This window comes from Phyllobacterium sp. LjRoot231 (genome assembly GCF_964253365.1).
Lineage (GTDB): Bacteria > Pseudomonadota > Alphaproteobacteria > Rhizobiales > Rhizobiaceae > Phyllobacterium.
Map to the genome: position 1 here is coordinate 4,040,512 of NZ_CAXUQT020000001.1, position 14,807 is coordinate 4,055,318.

General features: G+C 57.6%; 16 protein-coding genes. 5 read left to right on the top strand and 11 right to left on the bottom strand.

The window, feature by feature from the left end; all coding sequences use genetic code 11:
* Positions 1 to 64: 64 nt before the first annotated feature.
* The 3 genes from ACSQ3H_RS20200 to ACSQ3H_RS20210 are packed head-to-tail and all read left to right on the top strand — an operon-like array spanning position 65 to position 3,041.
* Entirely contained in the window at positions 65 to 1,444 is a 1,380-nt protein-coding gene (locus tag ACSQ3H_RS20200; protein ID WP_436119513.1) for a polysaccharide biosynthesis/export family protein, read from the top strand.
* Positions 1,437 to 1,568: a hypothetical protein gene (locus ACSQ3H_RS20205; RefSeq protein WP_436118688.1), complete on the top strand. Its 132-nt coding sequence runs from the start codon at positions 1,437 to 1,439 to the stop codon at positions 1,566 to 1,568. The genes ACSQ3H_RS20200 and ACSQ3H_RS20205 overlap by 8 nt, the downstream gene beginning before the upstream one ends.
* A gap of 3 nt (positions 1,569 to 1,571) precedes the next feature.
* Positions 1,572 to 3,041: a hypothetical protein gene (locus ACSQ3H_RS20210; RefSeq protein WP_436118689.1), complete on the top strand. Its 1,470-nt coding sequence runs from the start codon at positions 1,572 to 1,574 to the stop codon at positions 3,039 to 3,041.
* Positions 3,042 to 3,094: 53 nt separating this feature from the next.
* On the opposite strand, the gene ACSQ3H_RS20215 is transcribed toward ACSQ3H_RS20210, so the two are convergent.
* On the bottom strand, positions 3,095 to 3,400 hold the full coding sequence (locus tag ACSQ3H_RS20215) for a hypothetical protein (RefSeq protein ID WP_436118690.1): 306 nt from the start codon (positions 3,398 to 3,400) through the stop codon (positions 3,095 to 3,097).
* A gap of 266 nt (positions 3,401 to 3,666) precedes the next feature.
* Between ACSQ3H_RS20215 and ACSQ3H_RS20220 the strand changes: the two genes are divergently transcribed.
* Both ACSQ3H_RS20220 and ACSQ3H_RS20225 read left to right on the top strand, forming a co-directional pair.
* On the top strand, positions 3,667 to 4,578 hold the full coding sequence (locus ACSQ3H_RS20220) for a glycosyltransferase family 8 protein (RefSeq protein WP_436118691.1): 912 nt from the start codon (positions 3,667 to 3,669) through the stop codon (positions 4,576 to 4,578).
* A 26-nt stretch (positions 4,579 to 4,604) separates the two neighbouring features.
* Positions 4,605 to 5,627 (top strand): glycosyltransferase family 2 protein, encoded by a 1,023-nt coding sequence (locus ACSQ3H_RS20225; RefSeq protein WP_436118692.1) that lies wholly within the window; start codon positions 4,605 to 4,607, stop codon positions 5,625 to 5,627.
* Positions 5,628 to 5,757: 130 nt separating this feature from the next.
* Here the strand turns inward: ACSQ3H_RS20225 and ACSQ3H_RS20230 are convergent, their stop codons facing one another.
* The 10 genes from ACSQ3H_RS20230 to ACSQ3H_RS20275 form a co-directional block, all read right to left on the bottom strand.
* The gene (locus ACSQ3H_RS20230) at positions 5,758 to 6,666 is read right to left on the bottom strand and encodes a TauD/TfdA dioxygenase family protein (RefSeq protein ID WP_436118693.1); all 909 of its coding nucleotides are present in this window, start codon (positions 6,664 to 6,666) and stop codon (positions 5,758 to 5,760) included.
* Between the two features lie 226 nt (positions 6,667 to 6,892).
* A complete protein-coding gene (locus ACSQ3H_RS20235) occupies positions 6,893 to 7,690 on the bottom strand; it encodes an ABC transporter ATP-binding protein (protein WP_436118694.1) in 798 nt (265 codons plus the stop codon).
* On the bottom strand, positions 7,687 to 8,487 hold the full coding sequence (locus ACSQ3H_RS20240) for an ABC transporter ATP-binding protein (RefSeq protein ID WP_436118695.1): 801 nt from the start codon (positions 8,485 to 8,487) through the stop codon (positions 7,687 to 7,689). Before ACSQ3H_RS20240 ends, ACSQ3H_RS20235 begins: the two co-directional genes overlap by 4 nt.
* Positions 8,484 to 9,302: an ABC transporter permease gene (locus ACSQ3H_RS20245; RefSeq protein ID WP_436118696.1), complete on the bottom strand. Its 819-nt coding sequence runs from the start codon at positions 9,300 to 9,302 to the stop codon at positions 8,484 to 8,486. Before ACSQ3H_RS20245 ends, ACSQ3H_RS20240 begins: the two co-directional genes overlap by 4 nt.
* On the bottom strand, positions 9,299 to 10,279 hold the full coding sequence (locus tag ACSQ3H_RS20250) for an ABC transporter permease (RefSeq protein ID WP_436118697.1): 981 nt from the start codon (positions 10,277 to 10,279) through the stop codon (positions 9,299 to 9,301). The genes ACSQ3H_RS20245 and ACSQ3H_RS20250 overlap by 4 nt, the downstream gene beginning before the upstream one ends.
* Before the next feature lie 61 nt (positions 10,280 to 10,340).
* Positions 10,341 to 10,598, bottom strand: coding sequence for a BrnA antitoxin family protein (locus ACSQ3H_RS20255; protein WP_436118698.1), 258 nt, complete (start codon positions 10,596 to 10,598; stop codon positions 10,341 to 10,343).
* On the bottom strand, positions 10,558 to 10,830 hold the full coding sequence (locus ACSQ3H_RS20260; protein ID WP_436118699.1) for a BrnT family toxin: 273 nt from the start codon (positions 10,828 to 10,830) through the stop codon (positions 10,558 to 10,560). Before ACSQ3H_RS20260 ends, ACSQ3H_RS20255 begins: the two co-directional genes overlap by 41 nt.
* Before the next feature lie 60 nt (positions 10,831 to 10,890).
* The gene (locus ACSQ3H_RS20265) at positions 10,891 to 12,507 is read right to left on the bottom strand and encodes an ABC transporter substrate-binding protein (RefSeq protein ID WP_436118700.1); all 1,617 of its coding nucleotides are present in this window, start codon (positions 12,505 to 12,507) and stop codon (positions 10,891 to 10,893) included.
* Positions 12,508 to 12,525: 18 nt separating this feature from the next.
* The gene (ppaT, locus tag ACSQ3H_RS20270; protein ID WP_436118701.1) at positions 12,526 to 13,650 is read right to left on the bottom strand and encodes a pyridoxamine--pyruvate transaminase; all 1,125 of its coding nucleotides are present in this window, start codon (positions 13,648 to 13,650) and stop codon (positions 12,526 to 12,528) included.
* A 267-nt stretch (positions 13,651 to 13,917) separates the two neighbouring features.
* Positions 13,918 to 14,796, bottom strand: a complete 879-nt coding sequence (locus tag ACSQ3H_RS20275; RefSeq protein ID WP_436118702.1) for a transglutaminase family protein — start codon at positions 14,794 to 14,796, stop codon at positions 13,918 to 13,920.
* Between the last annotated feature and the right edge of the window lie 11 nt (positions 14,797 to 14,807).

Below are 14,807 nucleotides of genomic sequence, written 5' to 3' on the forward strand. Positions count from 1 at the left end.
CAACAGGCAGCCGAGTCCCTATGCGGGACACGCTGGCAGAACGCTCCGTCCGGCATATTTGAAAATTCGGATTTTGCCCGATCGCCTCGTATTTGCCCGCCTTACCTTGCTTGTCTTCTCTTGCATAGCAAACTGGAGTGCGGCCCATGCCGAAACTTATACGCTCGTCGCGGAAGACAAGATAAAGTTACGCATCGTCGAATGGCGATCGTCGGATGCCCGATACGCCAGTTGGGAGGCGCTCGACGGGACATATGCCGTCGACGATATGGGTAATCTATCGATCCCGATCGCGGGTCAGGTAAAGGCGAACGGGAAGACGACCGAGCAACTCGCCGACGCCATTGCGGGCGCATTGGCCGAAAAGGCCGAGTTGCCGGGAAAACCATTCATTGCCGTGGAGGTCGCCGAGCACGCGCCGATCTTCGTGACGGGAACCGTGGAGACACCGGGGCGCTATCCTTTTGTGGCGAACATGACCGTAATGAAGGCGGTGAGCATCGCGGGCGGCTTCTTGCGGGCGCGCGAGGGGAGTGCCGTCTTCGAGCGCGATCGGATCCAGGCTGCCGGTGCCTATCGCACTGCCATTCTCAGCCGGCGTGATCTTCTGATGCGACAGGCGCGTCTGCGCGCCGAGATCGCCGGCGAACCCAGCTTCGCTATTCCTGCCGAACTCGTGGGAACGCCCGATGTGGAGAAATTAAAGGCGGAGGAGTCCAACCTGATGCGGCTCCGACGCGTCGAGTCCGAAAGCCAGATCGCAGCGGCGAATGATCTCAGCCGTCTGTATAGCCAGGAAATCCAGTCACTCGAAGCCAAGATCAGTTCGCAAAAGCGACAGATCACCCTTGCGCAGGAGGAACTGGATGCCGTCAACGGTCTTGCGAGCAAAGGTTTATCCAATAACGCACGCCAATTTTCACTCGATCGTGCGTTGGCGGACGCCCAAAGCAGCATGCTCGATCTGGAAATCGCCCTGACCAAGGCCCGTCAGGCGCTCAGCGACAGTGAGCGCGAAAAGACCGGGATTATCAATAAGCAAAACGCCGAAAACCAGGAGCAGCTGAATACGGTTGATCTCGCTATCAGCAAGGCCGCGGTTGACATCCAGGTAGCGCAACTGCTCGGCGAACAGGCCGGGTACAATGCCCAAGTCGCCCAGATCGGGACGGAGACGACGAGCCTCGGAAGAACACAAAAAACCTTCAAGATCGTGCGCCGCAGCGACGACGGAACCTATCGTAATATCGAAGCGGATGAGACGACCGCCTTGCTGCCGCATGACCTCGTCGAGATCGGTGTCGATGCGGACGCTCAAGCGTCCTCTTCCCTGCTTCAGCCGCAGGCATCGGCTGCCCTGCTTCCGAATGTAGGCCCAGGTGGTCCATCGGCTTCCCGTCTGAATGTCTCAAGCAGGATCGAAAAAGGAGGCGGCCATGATTGAAGAAGATGCCACCGGGGGCCGGCGGCTTTGGCTTACCCTCTCCCGTTCCGCGGTTCCGGCTAGAGCCGTCACCGGCGTGCATTGCGAGCAAGGCCACATGCTCGCCGTCCAGATCGGGATTTGAAGCGTGACGATAGAACCGATCGGCTACATCGTCCTCCTGCTTGGCGCGCTCAGCGTGGTCTACGGAGCACGCTTTGCAATCGGGATACTGTGTTTGTCGACGCTCTTTGGAGCTGCAGCGGCGCTCCAGCTGCCCGCACTTGGCGGTGGTAGCATCCAACCTAGCCATCTTCTGGTGCTTTTCTTTGTTGCGACCGCCTTGCTGCGCCCCGTCGAAACACAAGCAGCCTTGGCCAGCATCGCGTATCCAAGCCCCGGCTTCTGGTTCGCTGTCTACATCCTGTTCTCTGCGGTATCGGCTTTCTTTCTACCCCGCATCTTTGCGGGTGCGACCCTGGTCTACTCGTCCGCACGCGACGCGTCGGGGACGATGTCCACAGTGGCCTCTCCACTGGCTCCGGGTTCGTCCAATTTTACGCAGGCTGTCTATCTGCTCGGCGACCTCGCGTGTTTTGCCGTCGTCAGCGGGCTCGCCCGGCTCGGGTACGCTCGTCTCATCGCTCGAAATTTGATCATGACGGCCATGGCATGTCTCGTCCTGGCGCTTGTCGATATCGGAGCGTTCATGACCGACCAGGCCGAGTTACTCGATTTCATACGCAATGCTAACTATACGATGCACACGGCCGAGACGATCAGCGGTTTCAAACGTATCGTCGGCTCCTTTCCCGAAGCAAGCTCCTACGGATCGGCCGCATTGGTCTTCTTTTCTTTCACGCTCCTGCTTTGGCTGGAGCGCTTTCCAAGCCGATTGACCGGTCTGGCGACTTTATCAATCGGCACCACAATCATACTGTGCACGTCGACAACTGCCTATATCGGCTGTCTGTTCGTTCTCTGCCTCGTCGTATTGTTCAGCCTGAAACGCCTGCACGGTGGCCGGGGTACTGCCCCTTATGCGACTTTCCTGGTGGTCACCCTGTTCATGGTTCCCTGCACGATCGTCGCGCTCATGCTGATACCCGATGCGTGGAATTCCGTCACGGACCTCACGAGCATTACCTTTGCAGACAAGCTTCAGTCTCAATCCGGCGAAGAACGCACCGCGTGGAACACTCTGGCACTAGTCTCATTCGTTGAGACCGCCACTTTCGGCGCCGGACTCGGCACAGTTCGGGCCTCCAGTTTCATTGCCGCATTGCTGTCCAATGTCGGATTGTCCGGCACGGTACTTTTCGCCGTCTTCCTGTACAGCCTCTTGATGGCGGCCGGCCGGCACAAATCAGGCGCTCGGGAGGATCGATCGATCGGAATTGCCGCCGTGTTGGCATCGATCGCCCAGATCACCTCGGCGACGATCTCCGGGAGCAGTACCGATCTGGGCTTGCTGTTCAGCATTACGGCAGGGTTGGCCACCGGTTGCTTGGATCGCCCCTACGTCTTACCACGACGCGCGGCCCGATCGCTTACGAGTCCATATCCCCTGGAGGCATCGGCATCTTTGATGAAAACGCCGATGGTTTCGGCGCGATGATGTCCCCTATGCGCCCCTTCGGAATAAGATACGTCGCAGCCTCTATTTTGACGTCAGCCCCGGCGGTGCTTGTCCGTCGCATGCGCGGGGTCAGCTACGGAACCGTTTTTCGGAAGCTTGCGAGTACGACGCCAAAGTCCCGACAAAAAGACGCCTACCAGGTAACTGACCTCCATGAGCGCAAGGATCGCAAAGCTGGAGAGCGCCGCTGCAATCAGGGAAGAGCCCTCTGCGAAGGTCACGGCCCCCAAACCACATGCCACGAAAACCGCAAAGATTGCGAAAGCCCAGGCACGGATGGAGGTCCCGGCCGCGATCGAAATCACCATCGCGACGATTGCGCCGTTCAGCATTGTCATCCTCCCTCCCTTTGCATCTCGATAACGGTCCCAGCCGCCAATCCTCGCAATGTAGAACCGCAGACTGACGATAGTGGAACGCCCGTCGGGGTTAAAATTTCAACAATTAAACCCTCAAAAGTCGTCGTCGACCAGCCATTTATTTCAGACCGACTACTCGGTTGCGCGTTGGCAACAAAATATCGGACCGAGATTCCATACGACAGTATTAGTGACGGGCTCAATCAAGGGCGTTCCCGGCGAAGAACTATCAGAAGGGTGGTGACATGAATAATCAATGCGTCGTTTACGTTACGGATGTCGAGTATTCATTTCCAACTATTCTTTCGGCGCTCCAAGCTCGCAAATTCGCCAGTACGGCAACTGACATCTGCGTCCTCATGTCGGAACACCTCGATAATTTTGGCGAGTTGAAGGGGCTGCTCGCGATGAGTGGCGTCGAACTGATCGATGCCACCGCGGCATTGCAGGACTCGCTCGGGAAGCTCGACGGCTCGCATTTCCAGGGACGCATCAGCGTCAGCACAATGGCCAAGCTGGTCCTTTGCCAAGTCCTGCCTGCCGACTATACCCAGATTATTTACCTTGATGGGGACACGCAGATCGTCAGCAATTTGGCTGAGCTCGAAAACGCCGTCGCCCCCGAGGGAAAGTTTTTTGCAGCGCGTGATTACACGTCCATCAATAACCTCCTCCACACCGGAAGGGACAGCCACTATTTCAACGCGGGTGTCCTGAAGTTTCACCGCAACGGCTGGATCGGGCAGGAGGCGTTGGAACTTTTTGTGAAAAATCCGGAGGCCTGCGAGGGCAAACATGATCAAGGTGCATTGAACTATGTCTGCGGTTCTTCACTCATCCTCGTGTCGAACCGCTGGAACTTTCCGAAGCAATTTTTGCATCTTGTGAATATGTCCTCGTTGTCCATCGTCCACTATATGGCGCATCCAAAGCCGTGGCATGGGACCTTCTTTCCATGGAGCGATGCAGAAAGCCAAGTTTACCTCGACTTGCGCAAGTCGCACCCAGTATACGACGCGTTGTATCGCGGAATAACATTCGACCGTAAGATGTTATACAAGTATCGCTCAATCCGAGAACGCATCAAACACGCGCTCCAAAAGGACAAGCCCAATCCGCGAGTCCAGAGTCTGCTAGTCGGCGATTACGTCGTATGATGATAGAACGCAGCTTAGAAAAAAGCATGATCAACAGTGCTTCCGTCGCCAGCATTTCACACTACGTAAAGGCTCGAGTACGCCGGTCTCTGAAGGCCAGGCAGGTCAAGTGCGACCTGCTGCGCAGCGGGCTCAAGCGCGCACGCCATGTCGTCATATGCGTCATCCGCGACGAAGGGCATCGGTTGGCATTCTTTCTGCAGTATTATCGCGATCTTGGCTTTGAGCACTTTATTTGCATCGATAACGGGTCGACCGACGGCACGGTCGAACAACTGTCCAGCTTCGACGACGTATCCCTCCTTTCGGCCAACGGGTCTTACAAGGCAGCCAGGTTCGGAAACGACTGGATCAACGAGGTCATCAACCGGTATTGCCAGGAAAAATGGGTCCTTTACGTCGATGCCGATGAGTTTCTGGTTTACCCGCATTGCGATACAAGGCCGATCAGTCAATTGACCGCCTACATGGATTCCGTCGGCGGTCGTTCTCTACGATCGGTAATGGTCGATATGTATAGCCATAACCCCATTGTTGAAAACGTTTGCGAGCCCGGAAGGAATCCCCTGGGGGTTTGCAACCTCTTCGACCGTTCGGGCTACGTATCACATTTCGACAAACGCAATCTGACGATATGGATCAAGGGCGGGGTCCGGGGACGGGTCTACTTCCAAGGCCGTATCTGGGATGGTCCCGCACTCAACAAGATACCCCTCGTTTACGTGGCGGGTGAGTGCCTGTTTCTCAAATCATCGCATCAGGTTTGGCCGCTCTCCTTGAATTTAGGTGACATGCGTGGAGCACTCGGCGTATCTGGCGCCCTTTTGCATTTCAAGTTTCTATCGACCTTCGTTCATAAGGTTTCGGACGAGGCAAATCTATCGGAGCACACCGAAGAATACGCAGTGTATTCCTCAAGCGAGGACATGCGTCATTTCTTGTATGACGATACGGGTGTTTACAAAAACTGGAAAGATTTGTCTGATCACGGTCTTATACAAGGTGAAGGCTGGAAATACTGGAAGAATGTTTTCGACTGTGAAAGCTAGTGGATTAATCGAGACTGATGCGTCTGATGTAGTTGATGCTTAAACGCAAGCTGCGCCTCCGCCCTATCCAGGCAAGAACTATGGGGGCGTTGTCACATGGCCGTTCAAATAGTCATGGCGCTTTGGCAGTCTACGACAGGCTGACGCCATCGATCGTGATACGGTGCAGCAAGCGGCGCTCGCCTTGATAATCGTTCAGCGCCAGATGCCAGGTGGAGCGATTGTCCCAGAAAGCCACGGAGCCAGGGCGCCACTGGAACCGGCCAACGAACTCTTCCCGTTTTGCATGGTCATAAAGATAACTCAGCAACGACCGCGACTCCTCCGCCGTCCAGCCCTCGAAGCGTAGGGTGAAATTCGGATTGACGTAGAGCGCCTTGCGGCCGGTGTCCGGATGCGTAATCACTACGGGATGAACAGCGTCCTGCGTTGCCAGCTCCGGATTGAGGATGCGCCCTTTCAGATCGTTTTCACCGGCATGCGTCTTGCTTTCCGCTCCAAAGACATGGCGGCTGGAATGCACGGCGCGCAATCCCTGCAGCGTATGCTTCAAACCGTCCGACAGATGCTCATAGGCCGCATACATGCTGGCAAACAGCGTGTCGCCGCCCACTTCCGGAACCTCCAGCGCATACAGGATCGACCCCTTGGCCGGGATCTGGTCATAGGAGTGATCCGTGTGCCAGAGACCGCCGATATTGGCTTCCTGATGCGGTTCCTTGCGCACCTCGGCAATTTCCGGATGGCCGTCGATGGATTTGAAAAAGCGATTGATATTGATCGGACCGAATTGAGCCGCGAACCGGATATGCTGGTCTGGGGTCAGGTTCTGATCCCGAAAGAAAACAACGCCATGGCGTCCAAGCGCTTCGTCGATAGCCAGCTTTTCATGGGATGCGAGCGGGCGTGACAGATCGATACGGTCGATCTCGGCCCCGACTGAGGGACTGAGTTTTCTTACGGAAATTTCGCGTCCATAAGCTTTCGATCGATCATGGTTTGCTGCAAGCTTGCCTGAAATGTTCGTCGCACTCATCATTCGTTCCTCATTGAAAATTTGTCGGCCAGGAATGATGTCCGACCGGAAGCCGATAATCGAGGAATGCCTTTTCGATCTCACGTCGTGGCAGAGATTATTTCCATTGTGCAAGGCGTTTTAAGAAGTCAACCTGATGAGGTAGTAGGTGCGATTTTCGAGAACCGGAGCACAGCGGACGTTTTGGTCCGTGAGCACCGGAAGTCGAGAAACGTGCATCTAATGCCCATCAGGTTGACTTATCAAAAGGCCGTAGGCGGGGTACAGCGTCAATCAGTACCCGTGTCGCCTCCGCCTGGGGTGCCGCAAGCACCCGTTCGGTCACACCGCTTTCGACGATCCCCCCTTCCTCCAGCACGATCATCCGGTCAGCAAAAGCCCGCACGACGGCAAGATCGTGCGATATGAAGAGGTAGGCGACGCCCGTCTCATCCTGAAGATCGAGGAGCAGGTTGAGGATTTGCGCGCGTACTGAAACGTCCAGCGCCGATACCGGTTCGTCGAGCACGATGAGATCAGGCTTTGTCGAGATCGCGCGGGCAATGGCGACACGCTGACGCTGTCCGCCCGAGAGCTCGAGCGGCAGGCGCTGCATGAATTCTGCGCTTAGGCCAACGCGGTCCAGCACCGCGCTGATCACGGCATCGTAGCCCTGCCTTTCGGCAAGTCCATGTGTCCGCAGCGGGTCTTCCAGAACGCGGCGAACGCTGGCGCGTGGATTGAACGCCGCCAGCGGATCCTGAAACACCATCTGAAACCGCGGTCGCAAGCGCCGCAGAGGTTCACCATGTAGCGCGGTAATATCCCGGCCCTGCAGGCGGATCGACCCTGTATCGGGGTCCGCAAGCCGCATGACGAGCCGCGCCAGCGTGGTCTTTCCAGACCCGGAAGCACCAACGACCGCCAAGGTTTCTCCGCTCGAAACCGAAAAACCTATGTTCTTAAGCCCTGCAGCGCCGCGATCTCCAAAGCGCTTGGCAAGGTTTTTCACCTCCAGAACCGGCAATGCAGTCGAGCTTTCCGTCATTGCAGCTCGCTCGTATCGATCTCGGCAAGCCGCTTCCGGCGCGGTGTATCCAGCGAGATATGCGTGCCGATCAATGCTTTCGTATAAGGATGCCCCGGCCGGCCAAGCACCCTGGCAGCCGCGCCGGTTTCCACCAGCCTGCCCTTGTAGAGCACCGCGATCTGGTCGGCGCGCTCCGAAGCCAGCGCGATATCGTGAGTGACGAATAGAAGCGTCAGGCCGCTCTCCCGCACCAGTTCGTCGAGCAGATTGACGATGTGCCTCTGCACCACTGTGTCGAGAGCGCTGGTGGGTTCGTCGGCGATAAGCAGCGAGGGATTGCCCGCCAAAGCCGCAGCGAGCGCGATTCGCTGCTTCTGTCCGCCGGAAAACTCATGCGGATAGCTGTTGAGCCGCGACAGCGCCTTCGGGATATGCACGCGATCGAGCAATTCGGCCGCCCGGACCCGCGCCGATATCCAGCCTGTGCCCTGATGCGTCATCACCACTTCTGCGATCTGGTCGCCGATCTTCATCACCGGATCAAGACTGCCACTCGGGTCCTGAAACAGCACACCAATATCTTTGCCGAGTTTGGGCCGGTGCGCCAAACCCGGGAACTCGATCGACCCCTCGTATCTCGCCGACTTCGGCAACAGCCCCGCAATCGCCATGGCGAGCGTCGACTTCCCCGAGCCGCTCTCGCCGATCACCGCCAGCCTGCCGCCTTTGGCCAGCTCCAGGGGCACGCCCTGCAAAGCAGCAGTCTCACCGTAGTTCACACCGAGATTCCGGACATGCAGGTAAGTCTCTGTCACGGCTGCAATCTTTCCGTGCGTGACAGCCCGCGTCCAAGCAAATGTATGCTGAGAACAGTCACCACCAGCGCAATACCCGGAACAATCGACAGATAGGGTGCAGCGCGCAGGACAGTGCGCCCTTCAGCGATCATGCTGCCCCAGGTGACCCGGTTCGGGTCACCGAAGCCGAGGAATGACAGCGCCGCCTCGATCAGGATAGCGGCGGCGACGGAAATAGCAGCGAGCGAAGCTGTCGGGCCAAAAGCATTGGGCAAGATTTCCCGAAAGGCAATCTCCAACGGGCGCATGCCGAGCGTGCGTGCTGCTGCAACAAAATCGCGCTCGCGCAGCGACAGCACCTCGGCGCGCGTCACCCGTGCAGCCTGCGTCCATGTGCCAAGACTGATGGCGAAGATCAGCGTCGGCACGCTCGGCCCGGTGACGCTGATGGCGGCAAGCGCCAGCAGGAAGCCCGGCACAGTCTGAAACGCCTCGGTAATGCGCATCAACGCCGTATCGGCGATGCCGCCGAGAAATCCTGCCAGCGTGCCAACGATACTGCCGACGATCAACGCAACCGCCGCCGAGAAAAACGCGACCAGCAATGTTGTGCGCGTACCATGCAACAGCCCGGCAAGCACGTCGCGGCCAAGGCGATCGGTGCCAAGCATATGAGCCCCGAATGCGAAGGGCCGCAGCATGGGCTCGCCGGTAATGGCCAGCGGATCGCCCGGCGCGATCCACGGCGCCAGCAGTGCCATCAGGACAAGGATTGCAAGGAGGACGGCGCCGACACGCCCTTCCCAATTGAGTTGCCGCCAGATGACGGTCATCGACCCGCTCTTACACGTGGATCGAGCTTGCTGTAGGCCAGATCGACAAGGAGATTGACGATGATCACGGTGACTGCACTGCACAGGATCACGCCAAGCAGGAGCGGCGTGTCGCGTCGCGCCACCGCCTCTGCGGCCAAGCGGCCAAAGCCGGGAATGGCGAAGACGCTCTCCACCACAACGCTGCCACCGAGCGTCGCCGCCGCCTGCAGACCCAGCATGGTAACAACCGGCAGGACCGCGTTGCGCGCCACATGCCGCCAGACGATACGCCCCCGGCTTAGTCCACGCGCTTCGAGCGCTTTCACGAAAGGATCGCGCCAGATCTCACTCATCCGGTCGCGCATCAAGCGTAAATAGAGGGCGAGATAGACCATGGCGAGCGAGGCAACCGGCAGGATCAGATGCGTACCGATATCACCTATGCGCGCGAGGCCGGTTTTGCCCGAAGCGATGGACTCGATACCACCGATGGGCAGCCAGCGCAGGTCGACGGCAAATATCACGATCAGCACGAGACCAAGCCAGAATCCCGGCACGGCATAGAGGGCCAGCGAGCCGATGGATAGAATGCGGTCGCCAGCTGATCCGGGGCTTGCACCAGCAATCACGCCGAGCAGCGAGCCAAGGAAGAAGGCCAGCGTTGTTGCAATGCCCATCAATAGCAGCGTGATCGGCAACCGTTCCAGTATCACCGAGGCAACAGGTCGCTCGAAGGCGGTGGACCAACCAAGATCGCCTTGCGCTAGTGCCGATGCATAGGCCTTGAAGCGATAGAGCGGCCCCTGATCGAGGCCCCATTCCTGGCGTAGTTGTGCGATCTGTTCGGCATCCATGGCACCAGATCGCGCTACATAGGAATCGACCGCATCGCCGGAAGCCGCCTCAAGCAGCAGGAAGCTCCCGACCAGCACCACGAACAGAACCGGAAGCGTCGTTATGAGACGTCTCAGGAAAAAGGAAACGAGAGGCGGCAATGAGAACTCCGGCTTGATAGCCAACTATGGGGGATAGGTATCGCGATTGAAGCGGTCTCGCCTACAATCCGGCAGCCTTTCTCAAGGCCTCGTTGATGCGTGACTGCCATCCGGGCCCATCGGATTTAAATCTGTCGACAACATCAGCATCGATACGCAAATTCAGTTGTCGCTTGGGGCGTTCCAACTTTGGTCTTCCCCGACGAACCGGCGTTCCGTTCTCGTTTTGATTGGCTTTCTGGAACCATTCATTGCCAAGTTCAGGGGCGTCGTCAGGATCAACCCAAGTTGGTTTTGTATCTGTCTCTTTCACGCTCATTGGCTTTCCTCATCGAAATAATGTGCCGGGCACCATCTCGCTCGGTCCATACAACAACAACCATGCGATCATGCAGATAACCCACAGTGATCACACGTATCTCTCCATAGTTGAAGCGGTCATCTTCCTTGTCATATGTCCGACCGGCGAAAACTATGTCCGCCTTACCAAAATCAAGCCCGCGTTCCTGAAAAGCCCTGTCCCGTTTTGACGGGTCAAATGTAATCTTCACTGATTAAATGTATCCCCATAATATATATACCATTAAAATACGTCGTCAACAATAATTGCATCACCCCTTCACCCAGACATCCGACCAGTTCGAAACGGCCCAGCGCGGATTGTTCGACACGTTCTGAACACTGTCGCGCGCCACGGTGATGAAGGAGAATTCGGCGACATTGATCAGCGGCAGATCATCAGCCACCTTCTTTTGCAGTTCCTTATACAGATCCGCACGTTTCTCAGCATCGATCTCGGAAGCGGCGGCCTTGATAAGCTTGTCCACATCGGCATTGGCATAACCGTACTGGTTGGAGAAAGGAACGCCCTCAGGCAGGCCGCTTTGGAACAGGATGGTCGTGGAAATCGCCGGATCGGAACGATAGACCGGCGTCGCGACAGTAATGTCGAAATCATGATCGGTATAGACCGCCTTCAGATGCGCCGGCGTATCGTTGCTGACGATTTGCGCATCAATGCCGATCTTGGCCAGCGCCTGACGAAGATAATCGCCGAATTGTTTGGTTTCATTGAAGAAAGGGGCAGGCAGCAACTTCAGTTTGAAGCGATTGCCGTCTGCGCCGCGCTTGTAGCCCGCCTCGTCGAGCAACGCCTCAGCCTTGGCCGGATCGAAGGCGTAGGCAGTGACATTGGGCTCGTAGAAAGTCTTGTCGTAGGCCGGCACAGGCCCGGTCGAGGACTTCGCGTAACCCAGGAAGATCGTCTTGACGACGAAATCATGATCGATGGCATGCGCTATTGCCTGACGTACTTTGACATCGGCCAGTTCCTTGCGGCGGTGGTTGATTTCGACGATCAACTGATAGGTCAGCCCTTCATAGCCGTTGGAATAAACCTTCAGGCCTGGCACCTTGGAAATCCGATCGAGATCGGCAAGCGGCACGGCGGAGAAGGCCGCAAGCTGGATCTCCTCGGCTTCCAGCGCGTTGCCTGCCGCAGCACGATCCGGCAAAAACTGATAGACGATCTCGTCGAGTAATGGCTCGTCCTTTTGCCAGTATGCGTCGTTGCACTTGAGCAGGTAATATTCGCCGGGCTTGTATTCGCCGAATTTGAAGGGCCCCGTCCCCACCAGCTTCTGATTGGCGGGGTTCTTGGCAATGTCTGTGCCCTCATAAAGGTGCTTCGGCACGACGGAGGTGACCACCGGCAAGGCATTGCGGATAAGCTGGAAAGGTGTGGGCTGTGAGAACTTTAGAACGACAGTATGGTCGTCCGGCGTTTCGACGCTTTCGAGGTTCTTGAACACCACGCGGCCTAGATTTTGCAGCTTCTTCCAGACTTCCAGCGCGGAGAATGCAACATCCGCCGAGGTAAATGGCTTGCCATCGTGCCAGGTAACCCCCTCACGCAGCTTGAAGGTTGCAGTAAGGCCGTCATCAGAGCCTTCCCAGGAAACAGCGAGGCGCGGCGCCAGCCCGTCCTTGCCGTCATAGGACTGCTCGGCCAGCGGTTCGACGACCTTGCTGGCGACGAAGAACACACCGTTGGACGCGACGATGGCGGGATTGAGGTTCGCCGGTTCGCTATCGCCAGCGACGACAAGACGCCCGCCTTGGACAGGTGTAGAAGCCTGCGCATGGGTCCATTCGGGCAAAACCGTTACCGCACCGATGCTGACAGTCGTGGCGAGAAAAGCGCGGCGGTTCAACAGGATACGGGACATCGTTACAATCCTCTTAGGTCAAAGGTGAAGTGGCCGGGATAAAATGCCGCTCAACGCGGAAATGATCTGGCGGGCAAAGGCCGGTTCCGCCGAAGCGCCCATATGGCCGATACGCAGGATTTTGCCCGCAGTCTCACCACGCCCTAGCGAGACCAGAATGCCGTGATCATTCAACAGACAGTCGCGCAGCGCCACATCACTGACGCCTTGTGGCAGCTTGAAAGCCGTCGCCGATGGCGCACACCAGGCTTCGTTCCTTGGCCAAAGCGATACGCCAAGGTCGCGCAACCCTTGCCGGGCGATGGCCGCGGTTTGCGAGTGACGGGCCCATACATTTTCCGGGCCTTCGCTTGCGTAACGATCGAGTGCGGCATCGAGCGCATAAATCTCGGCAATGGACGGCGTTACCGGAAATGGCCTTCCGGGTTCCGACGCGTCTTTCCAGGCAACGAGACTGAGGAATGAACCGCGCGGCGCATCCGGGTTGGCTTCGATCTTCGCCCAGGCGCGCTCGCTGACTGCGATGAGGCTCAAGCCAGGCGTACTGCCAAGACACTTCGACGGGGATGTGATGAAGATATCGACATGGGCATCCTGCGGATGCGCATCCATTCCGCCAAAGGACGACACAGCATCGACGATCAGAAAGGCGCCATGCTCGGCAACCACCGCCCCGATCTCATGTAGCGGATTGAGTGTGCCGGACGGCGTGTCGTGATGGCACAGCGACACGACCGAAATATCGGGTCGTCTGTGCAATATCTCGCGAACCGCTTGCGGATCAATGATCTCGTCATAGAGTACAGCAAGTTCAATGACTTCCTTGCCGTAGCGCGCCGCCCAGCCAGCAAAACCTCTGCCATAGACACCGGAAACGAGGTTGAGAACTACATCGTCCTTGGCGATCAACGCAGCGGCAGCTGCTTCGATGCCAAGGATAGCCTCGCCCTGCATGATCACCGGAGCAATGTCGGTTCGCAGGGCTTGTCTAAGCTTCTCTATAACGGCGGCATACCAGGTCTGGAACGCCGGATGATAGTCATAGATCACCGGCGATCCGAGCGCTGCAAGCACTTCCGGATAGGCGGGAACGGGACCGGTGGTGAGCATCAATGGCGGAATGGGAAGCATGGTGCAGACCATATTCTCCACATTTCCAGAAACCAAGAAAAACCGTTTCAATAATATCGTGAACGGTGCCGCTTCTTACCCTCCCCCAACGTGGAGAGGGTCGGACCGAAGGTTCGGGGTGGGGGGCAATAGGATCGGATTCTCAATAAGCGGTCCCGGCGAGTAGACTCTAATCCATCGCCTCCAAGCCCCCCGCCCCGCTGCTACGCAGCGACCCTCCTCACGTTGGGGAAGGGGTAAAATGCGGCAAACTTTGCGCCTCATTCGTTTAATTCCTGCTCACTCCAACGGGATCACGTCGACCGATTGCTTGCCCTCTTGTGAGCCGCTTGTTTTGAGCACGCCGACAATGGGCGAAACGTCCGCGTAATCGCGGCCATAGCCGATGGTGATGTGATCATTACCCGCAACCATGTCGTTGGTCGGGTCGAACTCCTGCCATCCCGCTTCGCGTCCGCACCATGCACGCACCCAGGCATGCATGGCGTCGGCACCTTCCAGCCGCTCCTTGCCCGGGCGGGGGATGGTTCGCAGGAAGCCGCTGACATAACCCGCGGGAATGCCAAGGCCACGCAAACCGGCGATCATCACATGGCTGAAATCCTGGCACACACCCGCCCTAAGATCGAATGCCTGCCGCGCGGGTGTGCGCACGTCTGTCGCGTCGCCGTCATAGGTGAAATCCGTATGAATGCGCTTGTTGAGATCGTTGACCACCTCCATCACGGTGCGTTTGTCGCCAAGGCTCTGCGCGGCATAGGCCGTGATGTCCGGATCGATCGTTGCATGGGCGCTGGTCGTCAGGAAATGATGCGGCGCGTCTGCAGCGATAGACCAGACGCTGCGAATCTCTTTCTGCAGCCCCGCAAGATCAGGCGAAACGTCGAGCATGGTCTGCGGGCGGGTGACATTGACGCGGGCTGTCATTGTCACATCCAGCGTCTCGTGCGGATTGCGATAGACGATCGAGGTCACATTGTTGGAGAAAAAATCGGTAAATTCCGACCGTTCGGCCGAAACCGGATCGAAACTCAGGCTCGAAGCGATCACGCGTTGGATGCCGGGCATGGCCTGCGGCATGACGCGGATATGGTGCCGCCCGCCCGCCGCAGACCGCTCGTAGTCATAATGGAGATGAAGGCGGATATTATAGAGCATGCTAGGGTCTT